Below are 25,378 nucleotides of genomic sequence, written 5' to 3'. Positions count from 1 at the left end.
TCATAGCCTCAAGGCCCCGATAAGCGGGCCGGCATCAAAAATGAAAGACCAAGGAGGAAGCTCTATGCCTGTCCCGCAGCCGGTGTTGAATCCGCCCTTTCAGGTGGTGCGGCTCAATCACGTCGTCCTGTCCGTGAGCGATCTGGCGGCTTCGCGAGCCTTCTGGTCCGATACGCTTGGGTTGCAGGTGACGGACGAGAGCGAGAGCCGCCTCTACATGCGTGCGATGGAGGAACGTGGGCACCATTGCATCGTGTTGGAGAAGGGTGAAAGCCCGGTCGCAAAGGTGCTCGGCTTCAAGGTTTTCTCGGAAGAGGACCTGGACAGGGCACATCATTTCTTCCGGGCGAACGGCCTGCCGGCACGGTTTGTCGAGGAGCCGTTCCAGGGCCGCACGCTCAGGACTGTCGACCCGCTCGGCGTCCCGCTGGAGTTCTATTTCAGCATGGATAAGCTTCCGTCGATCCACCAGAAATACGCGCTCTACAAGGGCGTGAAGCCGCTCCGGATCGATCATTTCAACTGCTTCTCCGACAATGTCGACGCATCCGTTGCGTTCTATAATGCGATCGGTTTCCGCACGACCGAATACACAGTGAACGAGGACGGCAGCCGGCTCTGGGCGGCCTGGATGCATCGCAAGGGCGGCGTCCACGACATGGCCTTCACCCATGGGGTCGGGCCGCGCCTCCACCATGTTGCCTTCTGGGTGCCGACACCGCTCAACATCATCGACCTGCTCGATCTGATGGCGACCACCGGCTATGTCGCCAATATCGAGCGCGGCCCCGGGCGGCACGGCATCTCGAATGCCTTCTTCCTCTATATCCGCGACCCCGACGGTCATCGGATCGAGATCTATTGCTCGGACTACCAGACCGTCGACCCCGACCACGAACCGATCCGTTGGGATCTGCGCGATCCGCAGCGCCAGACGCTCTGGGGCGCGCCGGCTCCGCGCTCCTGGTTCGAGGAGGGCACGCTCTTCGCTGAGACGCCGGTGCGTCAGCCCTCATTCCAGGCGTCCCCGATCATCGCGGTGTGAGTTCCGATGGATCAGAACGATAGTGCCGCCCAGGCCGGCCAACCCGGAGGCGACCCGCCTGCCGTCCCGGTTCAGCGAGATGTCGTCGCAGCGGGGATCGAACGCTTGGAAAGCCCGCGGAACGATCTCGCAGGCGTAGCGGGCGCAACCGCTTGAAAACGTGATGCCTCTTCCCGGGGGCATGGGTGGAATTGGGGAGCGCCCGCCCGCAGCGCGGGGGCTGCTCTCGGAGTGATGTCATGGCCCGTTGGGCCCGTCTGCAGGACAAGGTGAGGCGGACATGGTGAGAGCGACTGGCGGCGAGGGACTTGTGTCCGGGCTGATCGATCATGGCATCGATACGGTCTTCGGTCTGCCCGGGGCACAGATCTACGGCCTGTTCGATGCGCTCGCGCGGAACAAGGACAAGATCGCAACCATCGGAGCGCGTCACGAGCAGGCCTGCGGCTACATGGCCTTCGGCTATGCGCGGGCCACCGGGCGGCCCTCCGTCTGCACCGTCGTTCCCGGCCCCGGCATCCTCAATGCCGGGGCGGCCCTGTTGACGGCCTTTGGTGGCAACGAGCCGGTGCTCTGCCTGACGGGGCAGGTGCCAACCCCCTTCCTCGATCGTGGTCGCGGGCATCTGCACGAGATGCCGGACCAGCTTGCGACACTGCGCGGCTTCACCAAATGGGCCGAGCGCGTCGAGCACCCGGCGTTGGCGCCGACAGCGGTCTCCCGGGCCTTCCAAGCGATGCTCTCGGGACGGCGCGGCCCGGCGGCACTGGAAATGCCCTGGAACGTCTTCACCCAGCAGGCGGAAGTGCCGGACACCTCCGTGCTCGATCCCACGCCTCCGCCGCCCGTCGACGCCGATGCCATTGACCGCGCCGCAAGACTGATCTCGGCGGCGAAGGCGCCGATGATCTTCGTCGGCAGCGGCGCGTTCGATGCCGCCGATGACATCCTGCAACTGGCCGAACTGATCGATGCGCCAGTCGTCGCCTTCCGCAGCGGTCGCGGCATCCTGTCGAATGACCATGAACTCGGCCTCACCATGGCTGCGGCCTATGAGCTCTGGCCCCAGACCGACCTGCTGATCGGCATCGGTACGCGCCTGGAGCTGCCGGGCTGGCGCTGGTCACATACGCAACCGAACCTGAAATCGGTTCGCATCGATATCGATCCGGTCGAGATGCGCCGCTCCGTTCCCGATGTCGCGATCCTGGCCGACGCCCGCGCGGCCACGGCTGCGCTCGCCAAGGCATCCGGGCGGCTGCCGCAGAGCCGCCCCGGCCGTCGCGCGGTGATAACGGAGGCGACCGCGACGGCTGAAGCCAAGATCCAGGCGATCCAACCGCAAATGGCCTATTTGCAGGTCCTGCGCGAGGTCTTGCCGAGGGACGGCATCGTCACCGACGAACTCTCCCAGGTCGGCTTTGCCTCCTGGTACGGCTTCAAGGTCTATGAGCCCAGGACCTATCTGTCCTCCGGCTATCAAGGCACGCTCGGCTCAGGCTTCCCGACCGCGCTTGGTGCGAAAGTGGCGTGGCCGGATCGGCCCGTGGTTGCGATCACCGGGGATGGCGGCTTCCTGTTCGCGGTCCAGGAACTGGCGACGGCCGTGCAATACGGCATCGGCGTCGTTACGCTGGTCTTCAACAACAGCTCCTACGGCAATGTCCGGCGCGACCAGCTGACGGGCTTCGAGGGAAGGTTGATCGGTTCGGATCTCGTCAACCCGGACTTCGTCCAGCTCGGCCGGTCCTTCGGGGTCGAGGCAGTGCGGGTCGACACGCCCGAAACCTTCCGTCCCGTGCTGGAGAAGGCGCTGGCCGATAATCGTCCCGCGTTGATCGAGATCACCATTCCGCGCGGCACTGAGGCAAGCCCGTGGCCGTTCATCCATCCGGCGCCACCGGCGGCGCGATAGCGAGCCTGGAGGCCCGAGCGAATGCGCACCCTCTGCATTTCTCGGGCGGGAGCTTCCGCGATCTTAACGCTTACCGTGCGACAGGCTCGCCCATGGCTTTGCGGCGAAGGCTGCGATGGGAGGAGCCTCGATCATGAGCTGGTTCAGATTTGGCCTGGGGATGACGGCGGCGGCCTCGCTCACGGTGGCCGGGGTGATGATGGTTGCGCCGGTGGCGTCCGAGCCACGGACATCCCCGCTCGATGATTGCGCTGCCTGCCATGGCGCAGACGGCATCGCCCGCGACACCGAAGTGCCCCATCTGGCGGGGCAGAACGAGCGCTACCTGTTCAACCAGATGATGGCCTTTCGCAACGGCAAGCGGGCCCACAAGGAAATGCGCTACATGGCGCGGCATATGTCGGTGAACGAGATTGCGGCGATCGCGGCTTATTATGCAGCGCTGCCGCCGCGTTAGCGGAACATATGCGCCGGTTTTCCGTTATAATCAGGTTGGGTCGGCCTCTTTCATGACCCGGACGTAGCGCGGGGCTGTCATGAAACAACCGATCGTGATTCACACCGATGAGGATTATGAGCAAGCTCAGCTGCGCGTTGCGGAGCTCCAGGCTGAATCCGATACCAGCACCAAGGAACAGGAACTGCATGCGCTCGCCGAGGCGATGCTCGCCTGGGAATTGCGGCGCGAAACCGCCGAGGATTGACGCCAGGACAGGCGCTGAGACAGGCACCAGGACATCGGCCCGACAAGTCGATTTCGGCTTTCGGAAAAATTGCGTGCAAGCGCAGCCGGCGCGGTCTTCCGGCCGGCCGATATCCGGTCCGCTGACGGATCAGGCGCCTTGCAAGATGCCTTCCAGCGCCTTGCTGAGCAGCGGCGTCGCCGCTCCATGAACTTCATACTGCCGGCTTGACCGGTCGCTGACGAGTTCAGGCATCATCAACCCGTGCATTGTTCCCTCGGCCCTGAATAACCCGTCGAAATGCGCCCATAGCTGCGCATTGGCGACGAACGGGCCGGTTACGATGATCCGGGTGGGAAAGAGCAGGCGGCTCGCATTGGCGAGTGCGCGCGCCAGCAACCGCGCAGCCGTGTCGATCTCGGGCAGGCTGGTCAGGTCGCAACGCGCCAGTTGTCGGTAGAGGCGGCTCTCGTCCTCCGCGAGATCGGGCCAGCGCCGGCGCAGTTCCGGCAGGAGCGACCAAAGCGCCGCGCCGGTTTCCAGGCAGGCGGTGTTGCCGCAGCCGCAACGGCGGCCGTCGAGCGCGGCGAAGCGCCAGTGCCCGACTTCGCCGAAGGAGCCGCCGGGCGGCGCAAGCGAGCGTCCGCCAATGGCGTAGCCCAGTCCGATGCCCCAGCCCCAGTGCAGCAGGAGCGCGCCGTCCGAGAACTGCCCGGCATCCTGTGCCATGCGCGCGCGCAATTCGGCGTCGAGATTGCGGCAGACCACGACGGGCCCGACCGCTTCCCCGAGCGCAATACCGACATCGAGGCCGCGCAGGTTCGGCCAGCGCGACGACATCAGCCATTGCTTGCGCCTAAGATCGAGCAGGCCCGAGAGCGACACGGCGGTGCCGGCATGGTCCATGCCGCGAGGCATAGCAGCGAGCAGGTCCGAGCCAATCCCGGCCATCACGTTTGCGACGACGTCGTTATCTGCGTCTGAGGCGATCTCGACGACGCGCTCCTCGAGCAACTGGCCGTCGAGATCGACCAGAGCGCCGACCAGCGATTGGCTCGCGACATAGATGACGGAAGCGCCGATGCGGCGTGGATTGGCGATGAGAATTCCGGCCGGCCGGCCGCGGCCAGCCTTCTGTCCCGCGGTTTCCAGCAGCAGGCGGCGTTCCACCAGATCGCCGACGAGGCGCGATGTCGTGGTCGAGCGGAGCCCGAGCGCAGAACCGATCTCAGGCCGGGAATGGGCCTGGCCGCGTGCAACGAGCGTGAAGGCACGGGCGCGGTCGCTGCCGTGCCCGTCGGAGAACAGCATCTGGTCGATGGCCGGCAGTGTCATGGGCATCCGTATTTTAGAACCTGATGGTTCCGAAATTGAGATTGCATTTTACAGAGGCGCTCATAAGCTCGATCTGAGAATTTTGAAACAATTTGCTCTATCCGGGTTCAGAAATAGCATGATCGACATCAACATCGTCGCCGACAAGGAGACCCTCGGCGTTCAGGCTGCGGCCCGTGGTGCTGCGGCCATTCGCGAAGCACAGGCGCGGCACGGTCATGCGACGATCATCGTCGCGACCGGGGCAAGCCAGTTCGAGATGCTGAACCATCTCGTCATTGCCGAGGGCATCGACTGGTCGAAGGTCACCGCCTTCCATCTCGACGAGTATGTCGGTCTCGGCCAGGAGCACCCGGCGAGCTTCCGTCGCTATCTGCAGGAGCGTTTCGTCGCCCCGCTGGGTGGCAAGGTCGAGTTCATCCCGGTCGATGGCGAGGGCGATGCCGAGCAGGAGGCGCGCCGGCTCGGCGAACTGATCGCGGGACGACGCATCGATGTCTGTTTCGCCGGCTTCGGCGAGAACTGCCATCTTGCCTTCAACGATCCACCGGCCGATTTCGAGACGGAAGAGCCCTATATCGTGGTCAAGCTCGATGACGCCTGCCGCCAACAGCAATTCGGCGAAGGCTGGTTCCCGAGCTTTGACGCCGTGCCGGAGCGCGCCATCTCGATGAGCGTCCGCCAGATCCTGAAGAGCGAGTTGATCGTCCTTTCGGTACCCGACGAGCGCAAGGCGAAGGCGACGCGCGATGCGCTGGAAGGTCCGGTGAGCCCGCTCCACCCCGCCTCGATCCTTCAGACCCACAAGAACACCGTGCTGTTCCTCGATCCGCCAGCCGCCTCTCTGCTCAAGCGGGGCTGATGGTGAGAGAGGGCGCGATCATGCTGACGGCCGGCCTCGTCGATCTCCAGGTCAACGGCTTTGCGGCCGTCGACTTCAATTCAGGCGCGGTGACGGCGGCCGAGATCGACCGGGCGCTGGAGGCGATGCTTCGGACGGGCGTGACCATTTGCCTGCCGACAGTGATCACCGCCCATCCGCATGAACTGGAAGAGCGCCTGCGCGCGCTCGATGCCGCGATCTCGGCGAGCCGCCTCGGCCCGCTGATGTGCCCGGGCTACCATCTCGAGGGGCCCTTCCTGAACCCCGCGGACGGCTATTCCGGCTGCCACCCGGCCGCGGCGATGACCGCAGCCGATCCCACCCTGGTCGATCGCCTGGAAGCAGGGCTCGACCGGCCGATCCTGATGGTGACGGTCGCCCCCGAGGTCGAGGCCGTGCCGACCCTGATCGCGGCGCTGCATGGGCAAGCCAGGATCGTCGCTCTCGGCCATACCGCGGCTGATTTCGATCAGGTCGCTTCCGCGGCCGCGGCAGGTGCGACCCTGTCCACCCATCTCGGCAACGGCATGCCGCAGGTCACGCACAAACTCGCCAATGCGATCTTCGCGCAGCTTGCCGAGGACGGGCTCTGGGCAAGTTTCATTGCCGACGGTATCCATGTCCACCCCAAGGCGCTGAAATCGCTGTTGCGCGCCAAGGGACTTGGCCGTTCGATCCTTGTGACCGACGCGGTTTCAGCCGCAGCGGCGGCGCCCGGCAACTATCCCTTCGCCGGCATGAGCGTGGAGCGGAAGGCCGACGGTTCCGTACGCCAGCCGGGAAGCGTCTCGCTCGCCGGCTCGGCGCTCTGCCTCGATCAGGGGGTGCGCAATGTCGTGGCCTGGGGTCTGGCGACGCCGGAGGAGGCGGTCGCGATGGCCTCGAGCCATCCGCTGGCGGTGCTTGCGCCCGCCTTGCGGGCGAGGGGGCTGGAGCTGCCGCTGAGCGAGGTCGCGTGGTCCGCTGATCTCGCCGTGCAGCGCGTGCGCATCGGCCCGGAGGAACGCCGCTACGACGCGGATAAGATGTAGATCACCCAACGATCAGCCTAACCAAAGAGGGAGAGACCATGAGCAAGGATTTCACGGGAATTGACCGCCGCACCGTGCTAGGCGGCCTGGCCGCGATGGCGACGGGAGCGCCGGCGGCCTTTGCGGCTTCGCCGCCGCTGCCGACCTCGCCGGTCGGCATCAACATCATCGATGTCGGCGGCGCGCTGGCCTTGATGCAGAAGGCGTTCGAGGACTATCGCGCGGCCAATCCGAAGCTGGTCTCGCGCATCACCTTCGTGAAGGCGCCGGCGCCGGAACTCGCCAGCAAGATCAAGGCGCAGCAGGAGGCCGGCCGCGCCGATCTCGATCTCGTGCTGACCGGTAGCGACGGCCTCGCAGCGGGCCTCGAACAGAAGCTCTGGCTCAAGATCCTGCCCGACTTCGCCGACAAGTTCCCGAATATCGAAGAGAACTACGAGCCGGCCGCACTCAATCTGCACCGCGTGCAGGGCGACGGCTTTGGCGTCGTGGTCAACTACTACCCCTCCGGCCCGCTGCTCGAATACGCACCGGAGCGCGTCAAGAACGTGCCGACCACGGCCGAGGAACTGCTCGCCTGGGCCAAGGCCAATCCCGGCAAGTTCATGTATGCGCGCCCGACCAATTCCGGCCCGGGCCGTACGTTCATGATGGGCCTGCCCTATATCCTCGGCGACAAGGACCCGCAGGATCCGGTCGGCGGCTGGGACAAGACCTGGGCCTATCTGCAGGAGCTTGGCCAGTACATCGACTACTACCCCGCTGGCACCGGCGCGACGATGAAGGAGTTCGGCGAAGGCTCGCGCGACATCATCATCTCGACCACGGGTTGGGACATCAATCCGCGCGCGCTCGGCATCGTGCCGAAATCCGCGATGATCGGCACGCTGAAGGGCTTCCACTGGGTTTCGGACGCCTTCTTCATGTGCGTGCCGAAGGGCGTCCCGAACGATCGCCTCGCCGTAGTGCTCGATCTGATGGCCTATGTGCTGACGCCGAAGGCTCAGGCCTATGCCTATGACGAGGGCTATCTCTATCCGGGCCCGGCGGTGAAGAACGTGCCGCTGTCGCTGGCACCGGAAAGCAGCCAGAAGGTGATCGCCGAGTTCGGCCGGCCGGAATATGCCGACCTGATCGCGAAGAACCCGATCGAGCTGCCCTTGAAGCCCGACAAGATGGTCGTGGCCTTCCGCAAATGGGACGAACTGGTCGGCGCCAAGCGCGCCCGCTGAGCAGGACAGTCGAACAGGACGGTCCGGCATAGGACAAAGTCATCCCGGGGCGCCCTCATGGCGCGCCCCGGGCTCCAGGCCCAACTGATTGCGGGATATGCCGCCGGCATGCATCCCGGATCTCCGCTCCACGGCGTTTGCGATGCCATGATGGATCGGCAGGGCTGTAAGGCTGCGCCTCAGTGCTTCGCGGCGGCGAGGATGTCATCGACGAGGCGTTGAGACGCCAGCGCCTCATGGCCCGTCACGACGGGTTCGCCGCCGGTCGTGATCGCATTCAGGAAATCAGCGATCACCGCGCGGTGGGCGTCATGGGGGAAGTCCATGATGTTGGCGCCGCTGCCGGTGCTGCCTTCCGCCTCCACGACCTCCTTGCAGCCGTCGAGGAAGGAGAGGCTGAGCGTACCGCCTATCAATGTGGCAAAGCCCTTGGTCCCGATGATTTCGATGCGCTCGGGATGGCCGGGAAAGGCGGCGGTCGTCGTCATCAGCGTGCCCGGCGCACCATTGCCGAGCTCGAGCAGCGCGGAGGCGAAATCCTCGGTCTCCATGCGGTGCAGCGCCGTGGTCCGCGCCTGCGCCGCGACCACCTTGGACACACCCACCAATGAGCGGAACAGGTCGAGCGAATGGATCGCCTGGGTCAGCAGCACGCCGCCGCCGTCACGCGCCAGCGTGCCGCGGCCCGGCTCGTCGTAATAGGCCTGCGGACGCCACCACGGCACGCTGAGGAAAGCGGCCTCGACCGTGCCGAGTTCGCCGGCGGCGAGCGCTGCCTTGAGGCGCAGGCTCGCAGGCCGGAATCGGTGCTGCAGCACGACCCCGAAGACTTTGCCGGCACGGCGCGCGGCTTCGACCAGCGCCTCGCCGCGCGCGACCGTCAGCTCCAGCGGCTTCTCGACCAGCACATGCTTGCCATTCTCGAAGCAGCGCGCGGACACCTCGAGATGACTGCTCGGCGGCGTCAGCACAATGACGGCCTCGACCGCTGGATCAGCCAGCACGGCATCGAGATCGGTCGTCACCGGAAAGGCGAACTGCTTGCCGTAGGCCCCGGCTCGCTCTGCCGAGCGACTGACCGCCCAGCGGACATCGACCCGCTCTGCAAGGTCGATCAGGCTGCGGGAATGCGGTAGCGAAGCCGGCCCGAGGCCGACGATGGCAATGCCGATCTTGCGGGTCACGAAGCAGTCCTTTCGCTCGTGCGGGCAGGCAGCCGCACGGCCTTCGCCTGCGCTTCCAGCGCCAGCCGGCAGACCGTGAAGGCGTGTTGCTGGAACATCGCGCTCTCCGTCCTGTCTCCGATATCGGCGACCAGATTGCGGAAATAGGTCAGAGGCTCGCCGGACGCATCGATATGGCGGGTGCCCTTGCCGTCGACGAGGAAGAGATGGTCGGTGCCCGGCCGGCCGGCGATATCGACATATTTGCGCAGCTCGATCGTGCCTTCCGTCCCGAGGATGGTCAGCCGCCCGTCGCCCCAGGTTGGAAGCCCGTCGGCGGTGAACCAGTCGACGCGGATATAGCCGCCGGCCTGCGGGCTGCGCAGCAGGATCTCCCCGAAATCCTCGAAATCCGGCAGCGCCGCGCCACCGAAATGGCCCGTTCCCGACGCGACGATGTCGGCATCGCGCGAACCGGTGAAGTGCAGGAACTGGTCGATCTGGTGCGAGGCGATATCGGTGAGAATGCCGCCGAAAGCGCTCGTCTCGAAGAACCAAGACGGGCGGATCGCCCGGTTGAGGCGATGCGGGCCGACACCCAGGGTCTGTACCACCCGCCCGATCGCACCGTCGGCGATAAGCTTGCCGGCGATGATCGTCGAGGGCACCAGGAAGCGCTCGGAGAAGCAGATCGAAAAGATCCGCCCGGTCCGGGCGACCGTCGCCTCGACATCGGCAAGCTGCTGGAATGTCGTCACGCCCGGCTTGTCGACCATGACGTCCTTGCCGGCCTGCATCGCCCGGATCGCGATCGCGGCGCGCTCCGAGGGAATGGCGGCGCAGGCGACGAGATCGATCGAGGGATCGTCGATCAGCCGGTCGGCATCCATGGCCTGGAGCTGCGGAAAGCGCTCACGGAAGCCGGCAACGACACGCTCGTCGCTGGTGCGCGGATCGAAGCCGGCGCAGACAGCGCCGGCTTCGAGGAGACCTTCGACCATGCTGTAGATATGGCGGTGGTCGAGGCCGATGGCGGCAAAGCGCATGCTATTGGGGTGCTCCGTGGCCAACGCCGATCTCCTGGTCCCAGCGCCGGAAGGCGGCGACGAGCCGTTCGGGTGTCAGAGGCGGGCGGGTCGGCAGCTTGCCGATCAATTCGTCATAATGAGCGCGCCCGAATTCCTTGATGACGTCGCGGCTTTCCTGCGGCGCCATGGCAAGCGTCACCCCCTTCACGGCCGGGCCGGGATAGAAATAGCCCTTGTCATAGGTCGCGGCCTGCGGCTCGGGCTTCAGCATGAACGACATCAGCGCCAGGATGACGGCGACCTTGGCCTCCGGCACGCCCTTGGGAATGCACATGAACTGGGTGTCGGGAATCCAGTGGGTGTTTTCCAGCGCGAAGACCTCGGCCTCTTTCGGCACGATGCCGAGCACGCGCGGGTTGATGTCCCAGCCGAGCGTCGAGACGATGACGTCGCGCGTGCCTTCGCCGAGTTCCTTCATCGTCGCGGCCGTCCCGCCGGGATAGTAGTCGATGCCGGTGCCCAGCTCCTTGAGATAGGCCCAGGTCTTGTCCCAGCCATTCATCGGATCGCTCGGATCCTTGTCGCCAAGGATGTAGGGCATGCCCTGGAGGAAGGTCCAGCCAGGCCCGGAATTCAGCGGGCGGGCATAGGTGAATCGCTTGGGATTGGCCTTCACATAGGCCAGCAGGTCGGCAGCCGTCTTGGGCACGGTCTTCAGGCGGGCCGGAATGTATTCGAAGAGCGGGCCCGACGGTGAGTAGACGACCGCAACCCCTTCGTTCTGACCGAAGTTGCGCTGCATCATCAGCGCCTGCTCGTGATAGACCTCTTCCGCCTTCGGCAATTGCGACGGGTAGGACTTCCAGACGTCGATCCACAGTCCCTGCTGGATGCCGTCCGACATTGCGCCCGGCCCGGTCAGCACGAGGTCGAGATCGACCCGGTTTGCCTGCTGCTGCGCCTTGAGCTTCGCCGGCAGCTCCGGCGAGGGCGCCCGCGAGAAGTTGACCCGCGAGATCAGCTTTGGGTTTTCCCTGGCGAAGCGTTCGATCGAGGCCTGGGTCAGCTGCAGGTTGCCGGCGACATCGATGATGTTCAGCGCGACCGGGCTGGAAGGCAGGGGCAGGCCCTGGGCGAAGGCTCCTGTCGCCTGGAGAGCGGCAAGGCTGGCTGCTCCATGCAGCACGCCGCGGCGTGTGATTTCGGTCATGGTCTCTCCCTGGATAGGCCTGCTATCCGCGCAACCAGACCGGCCACGCGCCGAAGCCTTACATGTATACTAGTACACCAATCCCGAGCCGACTAGCGGATGGAGCTTGACCTGAAGGAGGGGGACGGCTTCGCGGAGAGCATGACGAAGCGGGCCGCCAGGCCCACAGGGCTTGGCAGCCTGCAAGCCGACGGCCTGAGAGCCAACGGATCGCCTGGCGGTGATGCGAACGGGGAACGGCGGCGGCCGCGTCAGGGCGCGGCAATCACCACGCGAAAGCGGGCACGACGTAACCGGGCTTCCATCCGGCCGTGGCGAAGAGCCTGGCGCAGCTCGCATGGTCGACGGTATCCGGTGTCGGCCAACCCAGATCCTGCCGATGAATGCCGCCGGCAATGAAGGCAACATCGATCCCGGCACCGGTTGCGCCGGCAACGTCATGCTCGAGCGAGTCGCCGACCGCGAGCACCCGCCGCGGAGCCAGGCCGAGCCGCTGCAGGCTGCTGCGATAGATGCGCGGTTCGGGCTTGCCGTGATAGCGGACCCGCCCGCCAAGCCCGGCATAGCACCGGGCGACAAGCCCGGGCGCCTCATGCAGCGTGCCGTCGGCATGAACGCGGTAGAGATCGGGATTGCCGCAGATCATCGGCAGGTCGCGGGCCACCGCAGCCTCGAGCACCGGGCGCCAGCCGGCCAGCGATTGCTGCGGCGGGTTCATGCTCAGCATGAACAGAAAGTCGGCGTCCTCGGTGCTCTCGACCCTGGTCAGGCCCAAACCCTCGATCAGGTGGTCCTCGCCGTCGCGCGCGAACAGGAAGCAGCGGCGCCCGAGGTCGCGATAGAACGGGTGCTGCTCGGTCAGCAGCGCGTCGCGGGCGTCGTCTCCGGCCGAAACGACATGATCGAACAACTCGCGGGCAAAACCCATCCGGGCGAGCAGCTCCTCGTTTTCGCGAGCCCCGCGGCCGGAATTGGAGAGAATGATGATCGCCTTTCCGGCCGAGCGCAGCCTCTCCAGGCAGTCGACTGCGCCGGGATAGGGGGTCGTGCCGTCATGCAGCACGCCCCACTGGTCGAGCAAAAATCCGTCATAGCGCCGGGCGATCTCGGCAAGGCCGGAGAGATGGCTGACGGCGGCTCCGGTTTCAGGTGATACGTGAACGGACATAGGCGGAAAGCGCCTCGCTGATGATGATGATCGCCAGGATGGCAATGAGGATGACCAGGACCTGGCTCCAGGCGAACTGGTTGATCGAGGCGTAGAGCAGAAGCCCGATGCCGCCGGCGCCGACGAAGCCGAGCACGCTCGACTCCCGCACATTGATGTCCCAGCGATAGATCGATGTGCCGATCAGAACGGGCAGAATCTGCGGCAGGATGGCGATGCCGTAGATCTGGAAGGTGCCGGCGCCAGTCGCCTCCACCGCCTCGATCTGGCCGGCCTCGACCTCCTCGATCGCTTCGGCGACGAGCTTGGCGATGAAGCCGACCGAGCGGGCCGCGACCGCGCAGATGCCGGCAACCGGGCCGGGGCCGAAGATGGCGACGAAGAGAAGCCCCCAGATTACCGTGTTGATCGAGCGCGACAGCACGAGGATTGCGCGCCCGAGAAGCCAGGTTCCCTGGTTCAGCGTGGTGTTGCGTGCGGCTAGGAAAGCGACCGGCAGCGCGAGCACGATCGAGATCATCGTGCCGAGCGTCGCGATATGGATCGTCTCGATCAGCGGACGTACGACAACCGGCAGATAGGACCAGCGCGGTGGCCACATCCGCTGGATCAGGTCGGCCGCCTGTTCATGCGCGTCGGCGAAGAAGGCCCATTCGATGTCGAGTGCCGAAACCGACCAGACGGCCGCGAATGCGCCGCCAAGGAGCCAGAGCCACTGCGTCAGCCGTTCGCGCGGCGTATGGCGCTCCCACTGGTCGGGATAGATGCGCTTGGGCTGTGCCCCGCCATCCCGGCGCTGGTTTGCATTCGCCTTCACCTGAGCCTCCGCCGGGCCCAGTCGCTGAACCACTCGCCGAGCGCAACGAGCGCCGCGATGGTGAGCAGGATGGCGCTCGAGAAATCGAAATCGTAGCGGGAGAACGAGGCCGATAGCGTCTGGCCGATGCCGCCGGCGCCGACGATGCCGATGACGGTGGAATGGCGCAGATTGGCGTCGAGCCGGTAGATCAGCACGCCGAGCGACTTGACCATGACCTGCGGCACCACGGCGTAGCCGACGACCTGGCCAAAGCTCGCGCCGGTGGCACGGATGGCCTCGACCGGGCCTTCCTTCATGTTCTCGATGTCCTCGGCCAGCATCTTGCCGAGGAAGATCGCCGAGGAGAAAGCGAGCGTCAGCAACCCCGCGACGGGGCCAAAGCCGAACAGTTTCACGAAGAAGATCGCGATGATGACCTCATGGAAGGTCCGCCCGATCACGATGAAGCCGCGCGCCAGGAAATAGAGCGGGCGCGGCGAGAGATTGGCAGCGGCAGCCAGCCCGATCGGGATTGCGAGCAGGGCACCGACGATCGTCGAGGCGATCGCGATCTGGATGCTCTCCACCATGCCCGAAAGCAGCATCTCCCAGCGCGAAAAATCCGGCGGGACCATGCGCGCGAAGATATCGAGCGCGCGCGGCAGGCCGGCGAGGATGCGGTTGCCGTCGATATTGAGGTCGGAGACCGACCAGATCACATAGGCGACGACGGCGGCCCAGAAGATGAACCGGCGGCGACGGCTGCCGAACAGGCTCGGCGGCCGCCATGTGGTCGGATAGGCGGGGGATGCGGTGGCGCTCATGAGGCGGAACTGAGCGCCGGTGCAGGTTCGTCGTCGCCCTCGCCGGGCAGGATCCAGTCCTCGTCGCCATAGATGACCGAGAGAACCTCGTCCGTCAGTTCGGCCGGGCCGTCGTCGAAGACGACGACGCCGTCGCGCAGGCCGATGATGCGGTCGGCATAGGCCTTTGCCAACGCGACATCGTGGATATTGATGATCGCCGGCGTTTGCCGTTCGGAGACGAGCTCGCGCACCAGCCGCATGATCTGGCGGGCGGTCTTCGGGTCCAGGCTGGCCGTAGGCTCGTCGAGGAGCAGCAGATCGGGCCGTTGCATCAGCGCACGCGCAATGCCGACGCGCTGACGCTGGCCGCCTGACAGAGCATCGGCGCGCTGGTTGTGGTAGCCGTCGAGCCCGACGCGGTCGAGAAGCGCGAAGGCCGCCTGGATATCCTCCGGCGGAAAGCGGTAGCGCAGCGAAGCGATCAGGCCGACATAGCCGAGCCGGCCCGAGAGCACGTTCTGCATCACGGTCAGCCGCTCGACCAGATTGTACTCCTGGAAGATCATGCCGATCCGCCGGCGCGCGGCTCGCAGCCCCTTGCGATCGAGAGCCACGATATCCCCGCCGTTGAGCAGGATGCGCCCGGCCGTCGGCTCGACCAGCCTGTTGATGCAGCGGATCAACGTGCTCTTGCCCGCGCCCGACGAGCCGATGATCGCGACGACCTGCGGTCTGTCGATGGTGACATCGACGCCAGCCAGGGCGCGCTTGCCCGTCGGGTAGGTCTTTTCGAGCGCCTCGATCCGCAGCAGCGGCGTGCCGGAAGGGGTCGTCATCAATCCGGCTTCAGCTTGGAGAGGCCGTCCTGGGTGTAGACGATGCCGGTATCCCGCTGAATCGTCCGGATATCGGCCCAGTCGGCCTTGTAGCTCAGCGCCTTGAAGCCCTTCTCGTCCTTGAACTCCTTGGCCAACTTGGAGTTCTTGAAGTCGAAGGTCATGAACGCCTGCCTGATCTTGTCCTGCAGCTCGGGCGCGAGGTCATGGGAGATGCCGAAAGCGGTGCGCGGGAACGGCGCCGATTCATAGACGATGCGCAGGTCGTCGGGCTTGAACATGCCGCGGGCTCTCATGCGGTCGACCACGCTCGATGCGACGGGAGCCGCGTCATAGTCCTTGTTCACGACGCCCATGATCGAGTTGTCGTGTTTGCCGGAGTACAGCACCTCATAGTCCTTGCCCGGCTCGACGCCCTTGTCCTTGAACAGGACGCGCGGCGCGGTGTCGCCGGAATTTGAGGAGGGCGCGACATGGGCGACGCGTTTGCCCTTGAGGTCGGCAATGCTCTTGATCGGGCTGTCCTTCGGCACGATCAGCTGCAAGGTATAGCCGACGCCGCCGTCATGGCGCTCCATGGCGACGATCGGAACGAAGCCGGCAAGATTGACAGCGAACGGGGTCGGGCCGCTGGCGACTCCGGCGATATGCAGGCGACCCGAGCGCATGGCCTCGATCTGGGCCGCATAGGATTCTGCCGAGAACCAGCGGATGCGCTTGCCCGTGACCTTGCTGAGATGGGCCAGGAAATCGGAGAAGACGTTCTCGTACACGGCCGGGTCCTCGACCGGCGTGTAGGAGAAGACCAGCGTATCCGGGTTCTTCTGCTGCGCCTTGTCGCTCGGCGTATCCGCGAGAAGATCGTTATCCGCATCGCAATAGCGCGCATCGAGCGTGCCGCGATTGGCGCAGCTCTGCGCATGGGCAGGCGATGCCAGGGCAAGCGCCATGGCTACCGCGCCGAGCGCGGCCAGCGAAATCCGAACCATCCGTTCCCTCCAGATTCTCTGCCGCATCTTCTTGGGCCTGAGCGGCCGGTGCGGTTGATCTGAAATGATCATAATGCGCGGGAACGATCATGCAATCATGATTTTGCCGGCTATCCTCTCAAATCGTACGTTCAGGCCACGACGCAGCGAACGCCGGCCGTGTCGAACAGGCGGCGCAGGGGCTTGGGCGGCTCGTTATCGGTCACCAGGGCATGGAAGGCCGAGAGCGGCGCGACGCGGGCAACGCCGGCCTTGCCGAACTTGGAGGCATCCGCGACCGCGATTCCATGACGGGAATGGGCCAGCGCCACCTGCCGCACTGCGATCTTCTCCAGGTCGAAATCCATCGGCGCACCGTCATCGTCGAAGCCACCGAAGCCGATCACCGCATAATCGACCCTGAACATCTTGAGGCTTTCGGTGGTGACGCTGCCGACGAGCGAGCCGTTCGCGCCACGCACGCTGCCGCCCGTCACGAACACGTCGAACTTGCCATGGGAGCAGAAGATCATTGCGACCGAGACGCTGCAGGTGATGATTCTCAGGGTCATCTTGCTCAAAAGCGCTCGCGCGACGGCCTCGACCGTCGTCCCGACATCGAGATAGACCGATGCGCCGTCGGGAATCATCTCCGCCACCGCTCTGCCGATCCGTTCTTTGCCGGCGGGGGCCGTCGTCAGTTTCTGCGCGTAGCCGGGGCGGAACGTGCCGTCCGTCAGGCCGGCGCCGCCGTGGAAGCGGTGCAGGTAATTGGCCTGCTGCAGCTTGATGATGTCGCGCCGGATCGTCTGGCTCGACACTTCGAATTCCCTTGCGAGCCCGTCGATCGTGACGAACCCGAGCTCCTGCACGGCCGCGAGCACGCTGCGCTGGCGGCGCGTCAGGGCGGCGGGTTTCGGGGAGGCTGCGCCGCGCGCTGACATGTCGACCTCTTGCACCTGAACGAAGAGAGCCGGTCGCGGGAGCGCCGCGCCCGGCCTGTTCGCGATTGTGGAAGATATCTTACATTTCTGCCAGCTCAATTGCGGGCGATGTCAGCCTTCTCCGACATAGCGTCGACGCAGATGCGCCTTGAACACTCCGGCATCGAGCGGGCGGCCGGTGGCGCGGGTCAGCAACTCGTCCGTCTCGTAGAGCGAGCCCAGGCTGTGGATATTGGTCCGCAACCAGTCGAGGAGCGGGGAGAAGTCGCCGCGGCCGATCGCGGGCAGGATCTCTGGCTGCGCCCGGCAGGCTGCGTCGAAGATCTGCGCGGCCGTCATCGCGCCGAGCGTATAGGTCGGGAAATAGCCCCAGCCGCCGCTCGGCCAGTGCACGTCCTGCAAGCAGCCGAGCCGGTCGTCCGGCGGCGTGATGCCGAGCAGCTGCCGCATCTGCTCGTTCCAGGCCGAGGACAGCTCCGAGAGCGGCATGGCGTCCGCGATCAGGGCCTGCTCCAGTCGATAGCGCAGGATGACATGGGCGGGATAAGTGACCTCGTCGGCATCGACACGGATGAAGCCGGGCTGGACCCGCGTCGCATTGCGCCACAGCGCCTCGGCGTCCCAGGCCGCACCGCTCGCGCCAAAGGCCTCGCGCATCAGCGGTGCCGCGAAGCTCATGAATTCATGGCTCCGGCAGGCCTGCATCTCGATCAGCAGCGACTGGCTCTCATGCAGGCTCATGCCACGCGCATGGCTGACCGGCTGGCTCAGCCATTCCTGCGGGCGGCCCTGCTCGTAAAGGGCGTGGCCGGTCTCGTGCAGCACGCCCATCAGGGCCTTGGTGAAGTCGGCCTCGTCATAGCGTGTGGTGATGCGCACGTCATTGTCAGCGCCCCCGCAGAAGGGATGTGTCGAGATATCGAGCCGGCCACGCTCGAAATCATAGCCGAGCGCCGCCATCATCTTCAGGCCAAGTGCGCGCTGCGCCTCGATCGGGAAGGGGCCCTCCGCCCTTGGGGCTGCAGGCCGCCTGGCCTGCGCCGCCAACGCATCCTGCGTGAAACCCGGGAGGAAGGCGGCGAGATCGTCGAACAGCCCGTCGATCCGCTGCGAGCGACCGCCGGGCTCGTAATCATTCAACAGCGCATCATAGGGCGAGAGCCCGAGCCGCTCGCCCTTGGCCCGCCCGATCTCGCGCTGAAGCTTGAGCACCTCGGCGAGAAAGGGCAGCAGGCCGGCAAAATCGGAATCGGCCCGGGCCTGGCGCCAGCGCATCTCACAGGCCGAAACCGCCTTGCTCGATGCCTCGACCAGATCGCTGGGCAACGCCGTCTCGACCGTCCAGCTGCGCCGGATCTCGCGCAGATTGGCCCGCTCCCAGGGCCCGAGCGTCGTATCGGCCTCGGCTGCCGGCAGCCAGTCGCCAATGCGGGCCTCCGTGACCATGCCATGGCGCATCACATGCAACAGCGCCATGCTCTCGGCCCGCGTATCGGCCGCTCCCTTCGGCATCATCGCGTCATTGTCCCATTGCAGGATGCCGATGGCATTGGACAGGGCGGCGACGCGGCCAAAATGGGCGGAAAGCTCGGCATAGGCAGTCATGGCGGAAACTCGCAATCCGGGACCCTAGGGCAGGGCGCAAAGTGGTGCGTCATTCCCGAAGCTTGATCAAGCGCAAGGGAGCAGACGGCGCCGCACGGGCCGATGGACGCAACCGCAGGAGGTCAGCCTCGCGTCGCGGGGGCGAGGCGCACTTCCGCGGCGCTGGTCATGAAGGCGTCGAGTGTCCGGGCCCCGGCCTCCGACAGCCTCAGGCCGAGCTTGCTCCGGCGCCAGAGCACATCCTCGGCCCTCTCGGCCCATTCCGCGCGCATGAGGTAGCGGACTTCGCACTCGTAGAGATCGGCGCCGAAATGCTGGCCAAGATCGGCGAGCGAGCCGGCGCCATCAAGGATATCGCGGGCCCTGGTACCATAGGCACGGGCGAGCCGGGTGACGGTCTCGCGCTGCAGCCACGGATACGCGGCACTGATCGAGGCGGCGAGCGTATCGAAGCCGGTCACAGGAAAGTCGCCACCCGGCAAGGGGCCGCTGACCGTCCAGCTGGGCTGCTTGGCCCAGCCCGCATGCGGCGCGAGGCGCTCGATCGCGGCCTCCGCCAGCCGGCGATAGGTGGTGATCTTCCCACCAAACACCGACAGCAGCGGCGCCTCCCTGTCGGGCGCGTCCAGGGTCAGGACGTAATCGCGCGTCGCCTCCTGGGCCATCGAGGCGCCATCGTCATAAAGCGGGCGGACACCGGAATAGGTCCAGACCACGCCGTCGCGCGTCACCGGCTGCTTGAAATATTCGCTTGCCGCCGTGCAGAGATAATCGATCTCTTCGGCCGTGGCCGACGCGGTCGCGGGGTCACCGTGATAGTCGCGGTCAGTCGTGCCGATCAGCGTGAAGTCGCGCTCATAGGGAATGGCGAAGACGATCCGGCCGTCGGAATTCTGGAAGATATAACAGCGATCATGATCGTAGAGCTTGCGCACCACGATATGGCTGCCCTGGACCATGCGCACGGCGGCCTGGGTGTTCGAGCGAACGATCCCGTTCAGGACCTGTCCGACCCAGGGGCCGGCTGCGTTCACCAGGGCCTTGGCGCGGACGCTGCCGCGCACGCCGTCCCGCACCGTGGTGATACGCCAGGCGTCCCCGTCGCGCTCGGCATGGAGCACTTTCGTGCGCGTATGGATTTCGGCGCCGCGCGCTGCAGCATCGGCCGCGTTCAGTACGACGAGCCGCGAGTCCTCGACCCAGCAATCTGAGTATTCGAAGGCCTTCACCAGCTCCGGCTTCAACGGCTGACCCTGCGGGGCTTGCCGGAGGTCGATGGTGCTGGTCGGCGGCAGGAGCTTTCGCCCGCCAATATGGTCATAGAGGAAGAGACCAAGCCGCAGCAGCCAGGCCGGGCGGAGGCCCTTGTGATGCGGCAGCACGAACCGCAGCGGCCGGATGATGTGCGGCGCAAGCTGCCAGAGCACCTCCCGCTCCATCAGCGCCTCGCGCACCAGCCGAAACTCGTAATGCTCGAGATAGCGCAACCCGCCATGGACCAGCTTGGTCGAGGCCGAGGAGGTCGCGCTGGCGAGGTCGCTCTGCTCGAACAGGATGACGGAGGCGCCGCGGCCGGATGCGTCGCGCGCGATGCCGCAGCCATTCACACCACCGCCGATGATCGCAAGATCATATGGCTGGGCGGCTTTCTCGGGAACGGCGGTCACGGCGTCTCTCCGGCTGGCGGGGTGATAGCTTCAGATTTGATTTCGTTTTGATGATGTTTTTTGAATAGGTGAACCTAAAAGCGAAAGCAATGACTCCGCCAGCACGACACGTTCGCCCGAATATGGGGCGAGCGCGCCCGTGCGGGTCAATCCTGGCGGCCGACTTCGACGAGCTGGACGGCTTCACCTTTGCATAGGGTTCGCAACGCGGGCGAGGGCAGTTCGTCGGTGACGAAGACATCGACTTCAGAAAGATGCCCGATGCGGATCGGTGCCGCCCGTTCCAGTTTCAACCGGTCGGCAACCAGCATCACCCGCCGTGCATTATCGATGATCGCGCGTGAGATCTTGACCTCGCGGAAATCGAAATCGAGCAGCGCACCATCCTCATCGATGGCCGAGGCCCCGATCACGGCATAATCGACCTTGAACTGGCTGATGAACTCGGCCGTGCTCGAGCCGATCAATCCGCCATCCGCGCGCCGGACCGGCCCGCCGGCCAGCACCACGTCGATCCTCGGCTGCCGGTACAGCAGCGTCGCGACATTCAGGTTGTTGGTGATGACCATCAGGTCCTCGTGCTGCATCAAGGCGCGCGCGACCTCCTCGGTCGTGGTGCCGATATTGATGAAGAGCGAGGCGTTGTTGGGAATCAGCCGGGCAGCCGCTTCCCCGATGGCGCGCTTCTCGGCCTGCGCAATGAAGCGGCGGGCCTCGTAGGCGACGTTCTCGACCCCCGAAGCGATGACGGCGCCGCCATGAATGCGGGTCATCAACCTGCGGTCGCACAGCTCGTTGAGGTCCTTGCGAATCGTCTGCGGGCTCACATCGAAGCGAGCGGCCAGCTCGTCGACGCCGACCTTTCCCTGCAAGCGCGCCGTGGCCAAAATCTCGGCCTGCCGAGGGGTGCTGAGCTGATCCATGAGCCTGTCAGTGCAAGTGTGATTGCGATTGGCTTTCAGTTTGCAACTGAATCACGCAAAATGTGAATGCCTGATTACACTGGGCCTGACTTGCTATGCCGGATCAGCAAGGTCTTGAGCGGGCGCCGGAGCTGTCATGCATCACGCCGCTGGCCGCCTCATAATCGCAGCGCAACCGAGCAGCCTCGGATCTCTGTTCAGCCGCGTTCGGTGAAGCGCTCGGCGGCATAGGGGCGCGGATCGGTGAACGGCTCCTCGCCGGTCATCATTTCCCCGAGCAGGCGACCGGTGACGGGCCCGAGCGTAAAGCCGTGATGGGCATGGCCAAAGGTGAACCAGAGCCCGTCATGCCTTGGCGCCTTGCCGATGATCGGCTTCATGTCGGGCAGGCACGGGCGTGCCCCGCGCCAGGGCGCGGGATCGACCGCCTTGCCGAGCGGGAAGATGCGCCGAGCGATCTGCTCCGCCTGCTTCATCTGCCGCGTGTCGGAGGGGGCATCACGGGCCGCCAGTTCGATTCCCGTGGTCAGGCGGATGCCGCGCATCATCGGCGACAGCACGAAACCGGCCTCTGCATCGCAGATCGGGTGGTTCAGCACAGCATTGCCCTGTGCCTCATAATGCATGTGGTACCCGCGCTTGTAGGCGAGCGGAAAACGGTAGCCGAAACGCCGGCAGAGATCGTCCGACCAGGGGCCGAGCGCGACGACGGCCGCTCCGGCGCGGTACTGCGCACGCGGTGTCGTGATCGCCCAGGTCGCGCCGTTCTGTTCCAGGCCCTTCGCATCGCCGGTGACGAGCTCGCCGCCACGCGCCGTAAAGAGCTTCGCATAGGCACGGGTCACGGCGCCGGGATCGCTGACGGTGACCGGATCGCGCCAGTGCAGTGCACCGGCGATATCGCCCTGCAGGGCCGGCTCCCGGCGATTGAGCGCGTGCCTGTCGAGGACATCATAGGACAGTTGGAACGGACCAAGCTCGGCCGCACCTTCAGCCGCTCGTTCGAAGCTGCGCGTTGACCGGTAGTACTCGATCCAGCCCTCGCGACGCATCAGCGGCTCGACCTCGGCCGGCCCCGCGAAAAGCTCATGCTCGCCGATACAGCGCTCGATCAGCGGCAGCATCTCCCGGGCGGCGCGGTTCAATCGCTCGCTTGCCGAGTGCCACCAGTATCGGGCGAGCCAGGGCAGGATCCGCGCCAGGAAATCCGGCTGATAGCGCACCGCGACCGAGCGGTTCGAGGCATAGGCCAGGATCGTGGCGAGGTCCCGCGGGAAGGCATAGGGAATCACCGAGGAACGCTCGATCAGGCCGGCATTGCCATGGCTGGTTTCGGCGCCGGGCAGCCCCTTGTCGATCAGCGTCACCGCACGACCACGCGCCTGCAGATGCAGCGCCACGCTGACTCCGACGATGCCCGCGCCCAGCACGATGACGTCGGATTGCTTGATCGTTTGGCCCATCGCTCCTCGGCGGCATCACTTGCGTCGCGCTCGACCCAAAGGCCGGGCGACCCGTTCGAGAAGCCTCATTTTTCGGCGATATGCAAGAAAAGAAAAATCGTTTGACACTATGAAAGAAAAATTTCTTGATTGCGCCATCAACCGGGCAAACCCATGACCCAGACGCTGCGCCATAGACTGCAGGCTTGCCTTGAGGACGGCTCCAAGGCCGACAAGGCGCTGGCGAGCTACATGCTGGCGCGCCTGAACAGCGTGCCGTTCGAGACAGCTGGGAGCCTGGCCGAAAAGGTCGAGGTCAGCGAACCGACGGTTGGACGCTTCTGCCGCTCGCTCGGCTACAAGAGCTTCAAGGACCTCAAGGAACAGCTCAGGCAGGATATCGGCGACCGGCCCTGGCTGATCAGCGACCGGCTGCGCGATTTCCAGCAGCGCAGCCTGGCCGGCGAGGATCAGCTCGCCCGCGGCCTGCAGCTCGAGATCTCCGGCCTGGTGGCCATCTACGAGCTGGCCCAGACGGATGAATGGAAGCGGGTCGCCAAGCGGCTTGCCGCGGCTTCGGCCGTCTATGTCACGGGCTTCCAGACGGAGCGGGGCCTCGCCCAGTATCTCGCCAACCAGCTCCAGTACCTGCGCGAGGGCGTCCATCTCATCGATCTTGCAGGTGGCAATTTCGCCGAGCTGCTGCTCTCGGGCGGGCCGTCGCCCTGTCTCGTGATCTTCGAGGCCCGCCGCTATTCGCGCATGGCCAAGCTTCTGGCCCGCGAAGCCAAGCAGGCCGGCATCCGGACCACGCTCGTGACCGACGCGTTCTGCGATTGGGGCCGGGACCTCGTCGACGAGGTTCTCGTGGTTTCGACCGAGTTCAACCAGTTCTGGGACTCGACCGCGCAGATGGCGAGCCTCGGCAGCCTCCTGGTCAACAGCGTCTTCATCGAGCTCGGCCCGTCCGTCGAGGAGCGTTTGAACAGGATGGCGACGCTCTACAGCCGATTCACGGGGCATGTGGGGGATGGTTCAGGCCCCGTCGAGTGAACGAAGACCCAGCATCAATCAAAAAAGAGGGGAATGGCATCATGACGAAGATGAAGGTGAGGGGAGCTGCGTTAGCTCTCGCGCTGGCCGGGACGGCGATCTCGGGAGCGTTGTCGGCTGTCGTCGCGCAGGAGGCGACCTTCGTGCTGACGGCACGTTGGGTCGGCGCGCCGACCTACAACCCGATCAAGGCGACGAAGCTGAACACGGCGACGACGCTGATCTATGACCGGCTGGTCCTTCAGGATGCCGACCAGAGCTTCCACGGCCAGCTTGCAACGTCGTGGGAGACTTCGGCCGACGGCATGCAATGGACCTTCAAGCTCAAGCCCGGCGTGAAGTTCCACAATGGCGAGCCCTTCAACGCCAAGACGATCGAATGGTGGGTGCCGCAGTTCAAGGGCACGGAGAATGCCTTCACGGTCGAGGCGATCGAGCGCGTCGAGGTCGTCGACGACCTCACCGTGCGCTTCCACATGAAGAACCCTGACCCGAACCTGCTCTCGAACCTCGCGAGCTCGTTCATGTGCATTCCCGAGCCGAAATCCTATCAGGCGCTCGGCGACAAGTTCGGCGTCAGCGAGGCCGTCGGCACCGGCCCCTACAAGCTGCAGCAGTTCACGGTCGGCCAGCAGACCGTACTTGTTCGCAATGACGACTATGCCTGGGCCTCCGACCTTTCGAAGAACCAGGGGCCGGCCAAGTTCAAGAAGCTGACCTTTCGCGAGATCGCCGAGGAATCGACTGCCTATCTCGAGCTGAAGACCGGTGGCGCCGACCTGATCGTCGCCGTCCCAACGGACTTCCTGCCGCGCATGCAGGCCGACAAGTCGATCAAGGTGGTGACGATCCCGGGCACCGAGCTGGTCTACATGCCGATCAACACCAGCGTGGAGCCCTTCACCGACATCAAGGTTCGCGAGGCGACCGCCTTCGCCGTGAACCAGGCGGAGATCATGAAGAGCCTCTATGGCGGGCTCGGCGAAGTGGCCGACACCTTCCTGATCTCCTCGCTGCAGGAATCGAAGGTCGATCCGAAATACAAGATCAGCTACGACCCCGAGCGCTCGAAGCGGCTTTTCGCCGAGGCGGGCTGGAAACCCGGACCCAACGGCATCCGCGTCAAGGACGGCAAGCCGCTCCAGGTCAAGTTCTGGGCCCAGAATGGCACGGAATTCAAGCGACTGGCCGAGGTTCTTCAAGCCCAGCTCAAGGCGGTCGGCATGCAGGCCGACATCACGATCCTCGATTCCAGCACCATCAACTCGCAATACCGCAAGAAGACCGACCATCAGCTCGCGGTCCGCGCCTATCTCTGGACCAATGCCGATATCGTCGACTGGTTCTTCAGCGCCAAGCGCCTCGGCTATCCCAATGTCTCGATGTTCAACGATCCCGAGGCCGAGAAGCTGAACGACATCGCCATGAACAAGTCGCGCAATTGGGATGAGCGCGTCGTCAACTTCACCAAGTACCACGAATACGTGCTGTCCCAGTATCCGTTCGCGCCGATCTACCAGCCGGTCCAGCTCTTCGCTCACGGCAAGCGCGTCACCATGCCGGAGAAGATCCGCGGTTCAGGTCTGTCGAGCCAGTCGATCGTCGATATCGAACCCGTCAACTGACGGGTTCGCGGACCGGT

Annotated in this window: 23 protein-coding genes; 9 read left to right on the top strand and 14 right to left on the bottom strand. The window is 65.3% G+C overall.

From position 1 onward, the window contains the following. The first annotated feature begins 64 nt into the window (after positions 1-64). The 4 genes from hpaD (at position 65) to BIWAKO_RS36115 (ending at position 3,664) form a co-directional block, all read left to right on the top strand. Positions 65-1,045, top strand: coding sequence for a 3,4-dihydroxyphenylacetate 2,3-dioxygenase (gene hpaD, locus BIWAKO_RS25300; protein WP_069881002.1), 981 nt, complete (start codon positions 65-67; stop codon positions 1,043-1,045). 280 nt (positions 1,046-1,325) lie between these two features. Continuing rightward, entirely contained in the window at positions 1,326-2,960 is a 1,635-nt protein-coding gene (locus tag BIWAKO_RS25295) for a thiamine pyrophosphate-dependent enzyme (RefSeq protein ID WP_069881001.1), read from the top strand. A 133-nt stretch (positions 2,961-3,093) separates the two neighbouring features. Then, positions 3,094-3,417 carry a c-type cytochrome gene (locus BIWAKO_RS25290; protein WP_069882775.1) on the top strand — a complete coding sequence of 108 codons (324 nt, stop codon included), beginning with the start codon at positions 3,094-3,096 and terminating at the stop codon, positions 3,415-3,417. Between the two features lie 79 nt (positions 3,418-3,496). Then, positions 3,497-3,664, top strand: a complete 168-nt coding sequence (locus BIWAKO_RS36115) for a hypothetical protein (protein ID WP_176733403.1) — start codon at positions 3,497-3,499, stop codon at positions 3,662-3,664. A 129-nt stretch (positions 3,665-3,793) separates the two neighbouring features. Here BIWAKO_RS36115 and BIWAKO_RS25285 read toward each other — a convergent pair whose 3' ends face one another. Then, complete coding sequence (locus BIWAKO_RS25285) at positions 3,794-4,978, bottom strand: ROK family protein (protein WP_069881000.1); 1,185 nt, start codon at positions 4,976-4,978, stop codon at positions 3,794-3,796. Positions 4,979-5,096: 118 nt separating this feature from the next. On the opposite strand from BIWAKO_RS25285, the gene BIWAKO_RS25280 reads away from it, so the two are divergent. From BIWAKO_RS25280 to BIWAKO_RS25270, 3 genes are read left to right on the top strand one after another with little or no spacing between them, the layout of a single operon-like run. Next, a complete protein-coding gene (locus BIWAKO_RS25280; RefSeq protein WP_069880999.1) occupies positions 5,097-5,840 on the top strand; it encodes a glucosamine-6-phosphate deaminase in 744 nt (247 codons plus the stop codon). After that, positions 5,840-6,892: an N-acetylglucosamine-6-phosphate deacetylase gene (locus BIWAKO_RS25275; protein WP_244523543.1), complete on the top strand. Its 1,053-nt coding sequence runs from the start codon at positions 5,840-5,842 to the stop codon at positions 6,890-6,892. The genes BIWAKO_RS25280 and BIWAKO_RS25275 overlap by 1 nt, the downstream gene beginning before the upstream one ends. Positions 6,893-6,930: 38 nt before the next feature. Beyond that, a complete protein-coding gene (locus BIWAKO_RS25270) occupies positions 6,931-8,124 on the top strand; it encodes an ABC transporter substrate-binding protein (protein WP_069880998.1) in 1,194 nt (397 codons plus the stop codon). Between the two features lie 179 nt (positions 8,125-8,303). Here the strand turns inward: BIWAKO_RS25270 and BIWAKO_RS25265 are convergent, their stop codons facing one another. From BIWAKO_RS25265 to BIWAKO_RS25205, 13 genes are all read right to left on the bottom strand, one after another. Continuing rightward, complete coding sequence (locus BIWAKO_RS25265; protein ID WP_069880997.1) at positions 8,304-9,308, bottom strand: Gfo/Idh/MocA family protein; 1,005 nt, start codon at positions 9,306-9,308, stop codon at positions 8,304-8,306. Continuing rightward, positions 9,305-10,333 (bottom strand): Gfo/Idh/MocA family protein, encoded by a 1,029-nt coding sequence (locus BIWAKO_RS25260; RefSeq protein ID WP_069880996.1) that lies wholly within the window; start codon positions 10,331-10,333, stop codon positions 9,305-9,307. Before BIWAKO_RS25260 ends, BIWAKO_RS25265 begins: the two co-directional genes overlap by 4 nt. Before the next feature lies 1 nt (position 10,334). Further along, entirely contained in the window at positions 10,335-11,525 is a 1,191-nt protein-coding gene (locus BIWAKO_RS25255; RefSeq protein ID WP_069880995.1) for an extracellular solute-binding protein, read from the bottom strand. Between the two features lie 265 nt (positions 11,526-11,790). Beyond that, positions 11,791-12,693, bottom strand: coding sequence for a TIGR01459 family HAD-type hydrolase (locus BIWAKO_RS25250; RefSeq protein ID WP_069880994.1), 903 nt, complete (start codon positions 12,691-12,693; stop codon positions 11,791-11,793). Continuing rightward, entirely contained in the window at positions 12,671-13,510 is an 840-nt protein-coding gene (gene phnE, locus BIWAKO_RS25245) for a phosphonate ABC transporter, permease protein PhnE (protein WP_244523542.1), read from the bottom strand. Before phnE (BIWAKO_RS25245) ends, BIWAKO_RS25250 begins: the two co-directional genes overlap by 23 nt. After that, positions 13,507-14,316, bottom strand: coding sequence for a phosphonate ABC transporter, permease protein PhnE (phnE, locus tag BIWAKO_RS25240; RefSeq protein WP_069880993.1), 810 nt, complete (start codon positions 14,314-14,316; stop codon positions 13,507-13,509). The genes phnE (BIWAKO_RS25245) and phnE (BIWAKO_RS25240) overlap by 4 nt, the downstream gene beginning before the upstream one ends. Then, complete coding sequence (gene phnC, locus BIWAKO_RS25235) at positions 14,313-15,110, bottom strand: phosphonate ABC transporter ATP-binding protein (protein WP_069882772.1); 798 nt, start codon at positions 15,108-15,110, stop codon at positions 14,313-14,315. The genes phnE (BIWAKO_RS25240) and phnC overlap by 4 nt, the downstream gene beginning before the upstream one ends. Before the next feature lie 23 nt (positions 15,111-15,133). Further along, the gene (gene phnD, locus BIWAKO_RS25230; RefSeq protein WP_069882771.1) at positions 15,134-16,123 is read right to left on the bottom strand and encodes a phosphate/phosphite/phosphonate ABC transporter substrate-binding protein; all 990 of its coding nucleotides are present in this window, start codon (positions 16,121-16,123) and stop codon (positions 15,134-15,136) included. 131 nt (positions 16,124-16,254) lie between these two features. Then, complete coding sequence (locus tag BIWAKO_RS25225; RefSeq protein WP_069880992.1) at positions 16,255-17,046, bottom strand: DeoR/GlpR family DNA-binding transcription regulator; 792 nt, start codon at positions 17,044-17,046, stop codon at positions 16,255-16,257. A gap of 111 nt (positions 17,047-17,157) precedes the next feature. Next, on the bottom strand, positions 17,158-18,651 hold the full coding sequence (locus tag BIWAKO_RS25220; protein ID WP_069880991.1) for a carboxypeptidase M32: 1,494 nt from the start codon (positions 18,649-18,651) through the stop codon (positions 17,158-17,160). Positions 18,652-18,773: 122 nt separating this feature from the next. Beyond that, the gene (glpD, locus tag BIWAKO_RS25215; protein ID WP_069880990.1) at positions 18,774-20,318 is read right to left on the bottom strand and encodes a glycerol-3-phosphate dehydrogenase; all 1,545 of its coding nucleotides are present in this window, start codon (positions 20,316-20,318) and stop codon (positions 18,774-18,776) included. A 146-nt stretch (positions 20,319-20,464) separates the two neighbouring features. Then, a complete protein-coding gene (locus tag BIWAKO_RS25210; RefSeq protein ID WP_069880989.1) occupies positions 20,465-21,241 on the bottom strand; it encodes a DeoR/GlpR family DNA-binding transcription regulator in 777 nt (258 codons plus the stop codon). Positions 21,242-21,438: 197 nt separating this feature from the next. Then, positions 21,439-22,704, bottom strand: a complete 1,266-nt coding sequence (locus tag BIWAKO_RS25205) for an NAD(P)/FAD-dependent oxidoreductase (RefSeq protein ID WP_069880988.1) — start codon at positions 22,702-22,704, stop codon at positions 21,439-21,441. Between the two features lie 153 nt (positions 22,705-22,857). Between BIWAKO_RS25205 and BIWAKO_RS25200 the strand changes: the two genes are divergently transcribed. Together BIWAKO_RS25200 and BIWAKO_RS25195 are read left to right on the top strand one after the other, a co-directional pair. Then, positions 22,858-23,736 (top strand): MurR/RpiR family transcriptional regulator, encoded by an 879-nt coding sequence (locus tag BIWAKO_RS25200; protein ID WP_069880987.1) that lies wholly within the window; start codon positions 22,858-22,860, stop codon positions 23,734-23,736. A gap of 41 nt (positions 23,737-23,777) precedes the next feature. Continuing rightward, entirely contained in the window at positions 23,778-25,361 is a 1,584-nt protein-coding gene (locus BIWAKO_RS25195; protein WP_069880986.1) for an ABC transporter substrate-binding protein, read from the top strand. Positions 25,362-25,378 lie beyond the last annotated feature (17 nt).

It is taken from the genome of Bosea sp. BIWAKO-01 (assembly GCF_001748145.1).
In the GTDB taxonomy this organism is placed as follows: domain Bacteria; phylum Pseudomonadota; class Alphaproteobacteria; order Rhizobiales; family Beijerinckiaceae; genus Allobosea.
This window is presented reverse-complemented; position numbering and strand designations above follow the sequence as displayed.

What these genes read in the sequence shown, in the direction of transcription:
- BIWAKO_RS25295 (WP_069881001.1), top strand. Translation starts at nt 1,326, where the DNA reads ATGGTGAGAGCGACTGGCGGCGAGGGACTTGTGTCCGGGCTGATCGAT.
- BIWAKO_RS25275 (WP_244523543.1), top strand. Translation starts at nt 5,840, where the DNA reads ATGGTGAGAGAGGGCGCGATCATGCTGACGGCCGGCCTCGTCGATCTC.
- BIWAKO_RS25220 (WP_069880991.1), bottom strand. Translation starts at nt 18,651, where the DNA reads ATGACTGCCTATGCCGAGCTTTCCGCCCATTTTGGCCGCGTCGCCGCC.
- phnE (WP_069880993.1), bottom strand. Translation starts at nt 14,316, where the DNA reads ATGAGCGCCACCGCATCCCCCGCCTATCCGACCACATGGCGGCCGCCG.
- BIWAKO_RS25285 (WP_069881000.1), bottom strand. Translation starts at nt 4,978, where the DNA reads ATGACACTGCCGGCCATCGACCAGATGCTGTTCTCCGACGGGCACGGC.
- BIWAKO_RS25250 (WP_069880994.1), bottom strand. Translation starts at nt 12,693, where the DNA reads ATGTCCGTTCACGTATCACCTGAAACCGGAGCCGCCGTCAGCCATCTC.
- BIWAKO_RS25290 (WP_069882775.1), top strand. Translation starts at nt 3,094, where the DNA reads ATGAGCTGGTTCAGATTTGGCCTGGGGATGACGGCGGCGGCCTCGCTC.
- BIWAKO_RS25225 (WP_069880992.1), bottom strand. Translation starts at nt 17,046, where the DNA reads ATGTCAGCGCGCGGCGCAGCCTCCCCGAAACCCGCCGCCCTGACGCGC.
- BIWAKO_RS25210 (WP_069880989.1), bottom strand. Translation starts at nt 21,241, where the DNA reads ATGGATCAGCTCAGCACCCCTCGGCAGGCCGAGATTTTGGCCACGGCG.
- hpaD (WP_069881002.1), top strand. Translation starts at nt 65, where the DNA reads ATGCCTGTCCCGCAGCCGGTGTTGAATCCGCCCTTTCAGGTGGTGCGG.
- BIWAKO_RS25280 (WP_069880999.1), top strand. Translation starts at nt 5,097, where the DNA reads ATGATCGACATCAACATCGTCGCCGACAAGGAGACCCTCGGCGTTCAG.
- BIWAKO_RS25260 (WP_069880996.1), bottom strand. Translation starts at nt 10,333, where the DNA reads ATGCGCTTTGCCGCCATCGGCCTCGACCACCGCCATATCTACAGCATG.
- BIWAKO_RS25205 (WP_069880988.1), bottom strand. Translation starts at nt 22,704, where the DNA reads ATGGGCCAAACGATCAAGCAATCCGACGTCATCGTGCTGGGCGCGGGC.
- BIWAKO_RS36115 (WP_176733403.1), top strand. Translation starts at nt 3,497, where the DNA reads ATGAAACAACCGATCGTGATTCACACCGATGAGGATTATGAGCAAGCT.
- phnD (WP_069882771.1), bottom strand. Translation starts at nt 16,123, where the DNA reads ATGGTTCGGATTTCGCTGGCCGCGCTCGGCGCGGTAGCCATGGCGCTT.
- BIWAKO_RS25270 (WP_069880998.1), top strand. Translation starts at nt 6,931, where the DNA reads ATGAGCAAGGATTTCACGGGAATTGACCGCCGCACCGTGCTAGGCGGC.
- BIWAKO_RS25255 (WP_069880995.1), bottom strand. Translation starts at nt 11,525, where the DNA reads ATGACCGAAATCACACGCCGCGGCGTGCTGCATGGAGCAGCCAGCCTT.
- BIWAKO_RS25195 (WP_069880986.1), top strand. Translation starts at nt 23,778, where the DNA reads ATGACGAAGATGAAGGTGAGGGGAGCTGCGTTAGCTCTCGCGCTGGCC.
- BIWAKO_RS25200 (WP_069880987.1), top strand. Translation starts at nt 22,858, where the DNA reads ATGACCCAGACGCTGCGCCATAGACTGCAGGCTTGCCTTGAGGACGGC.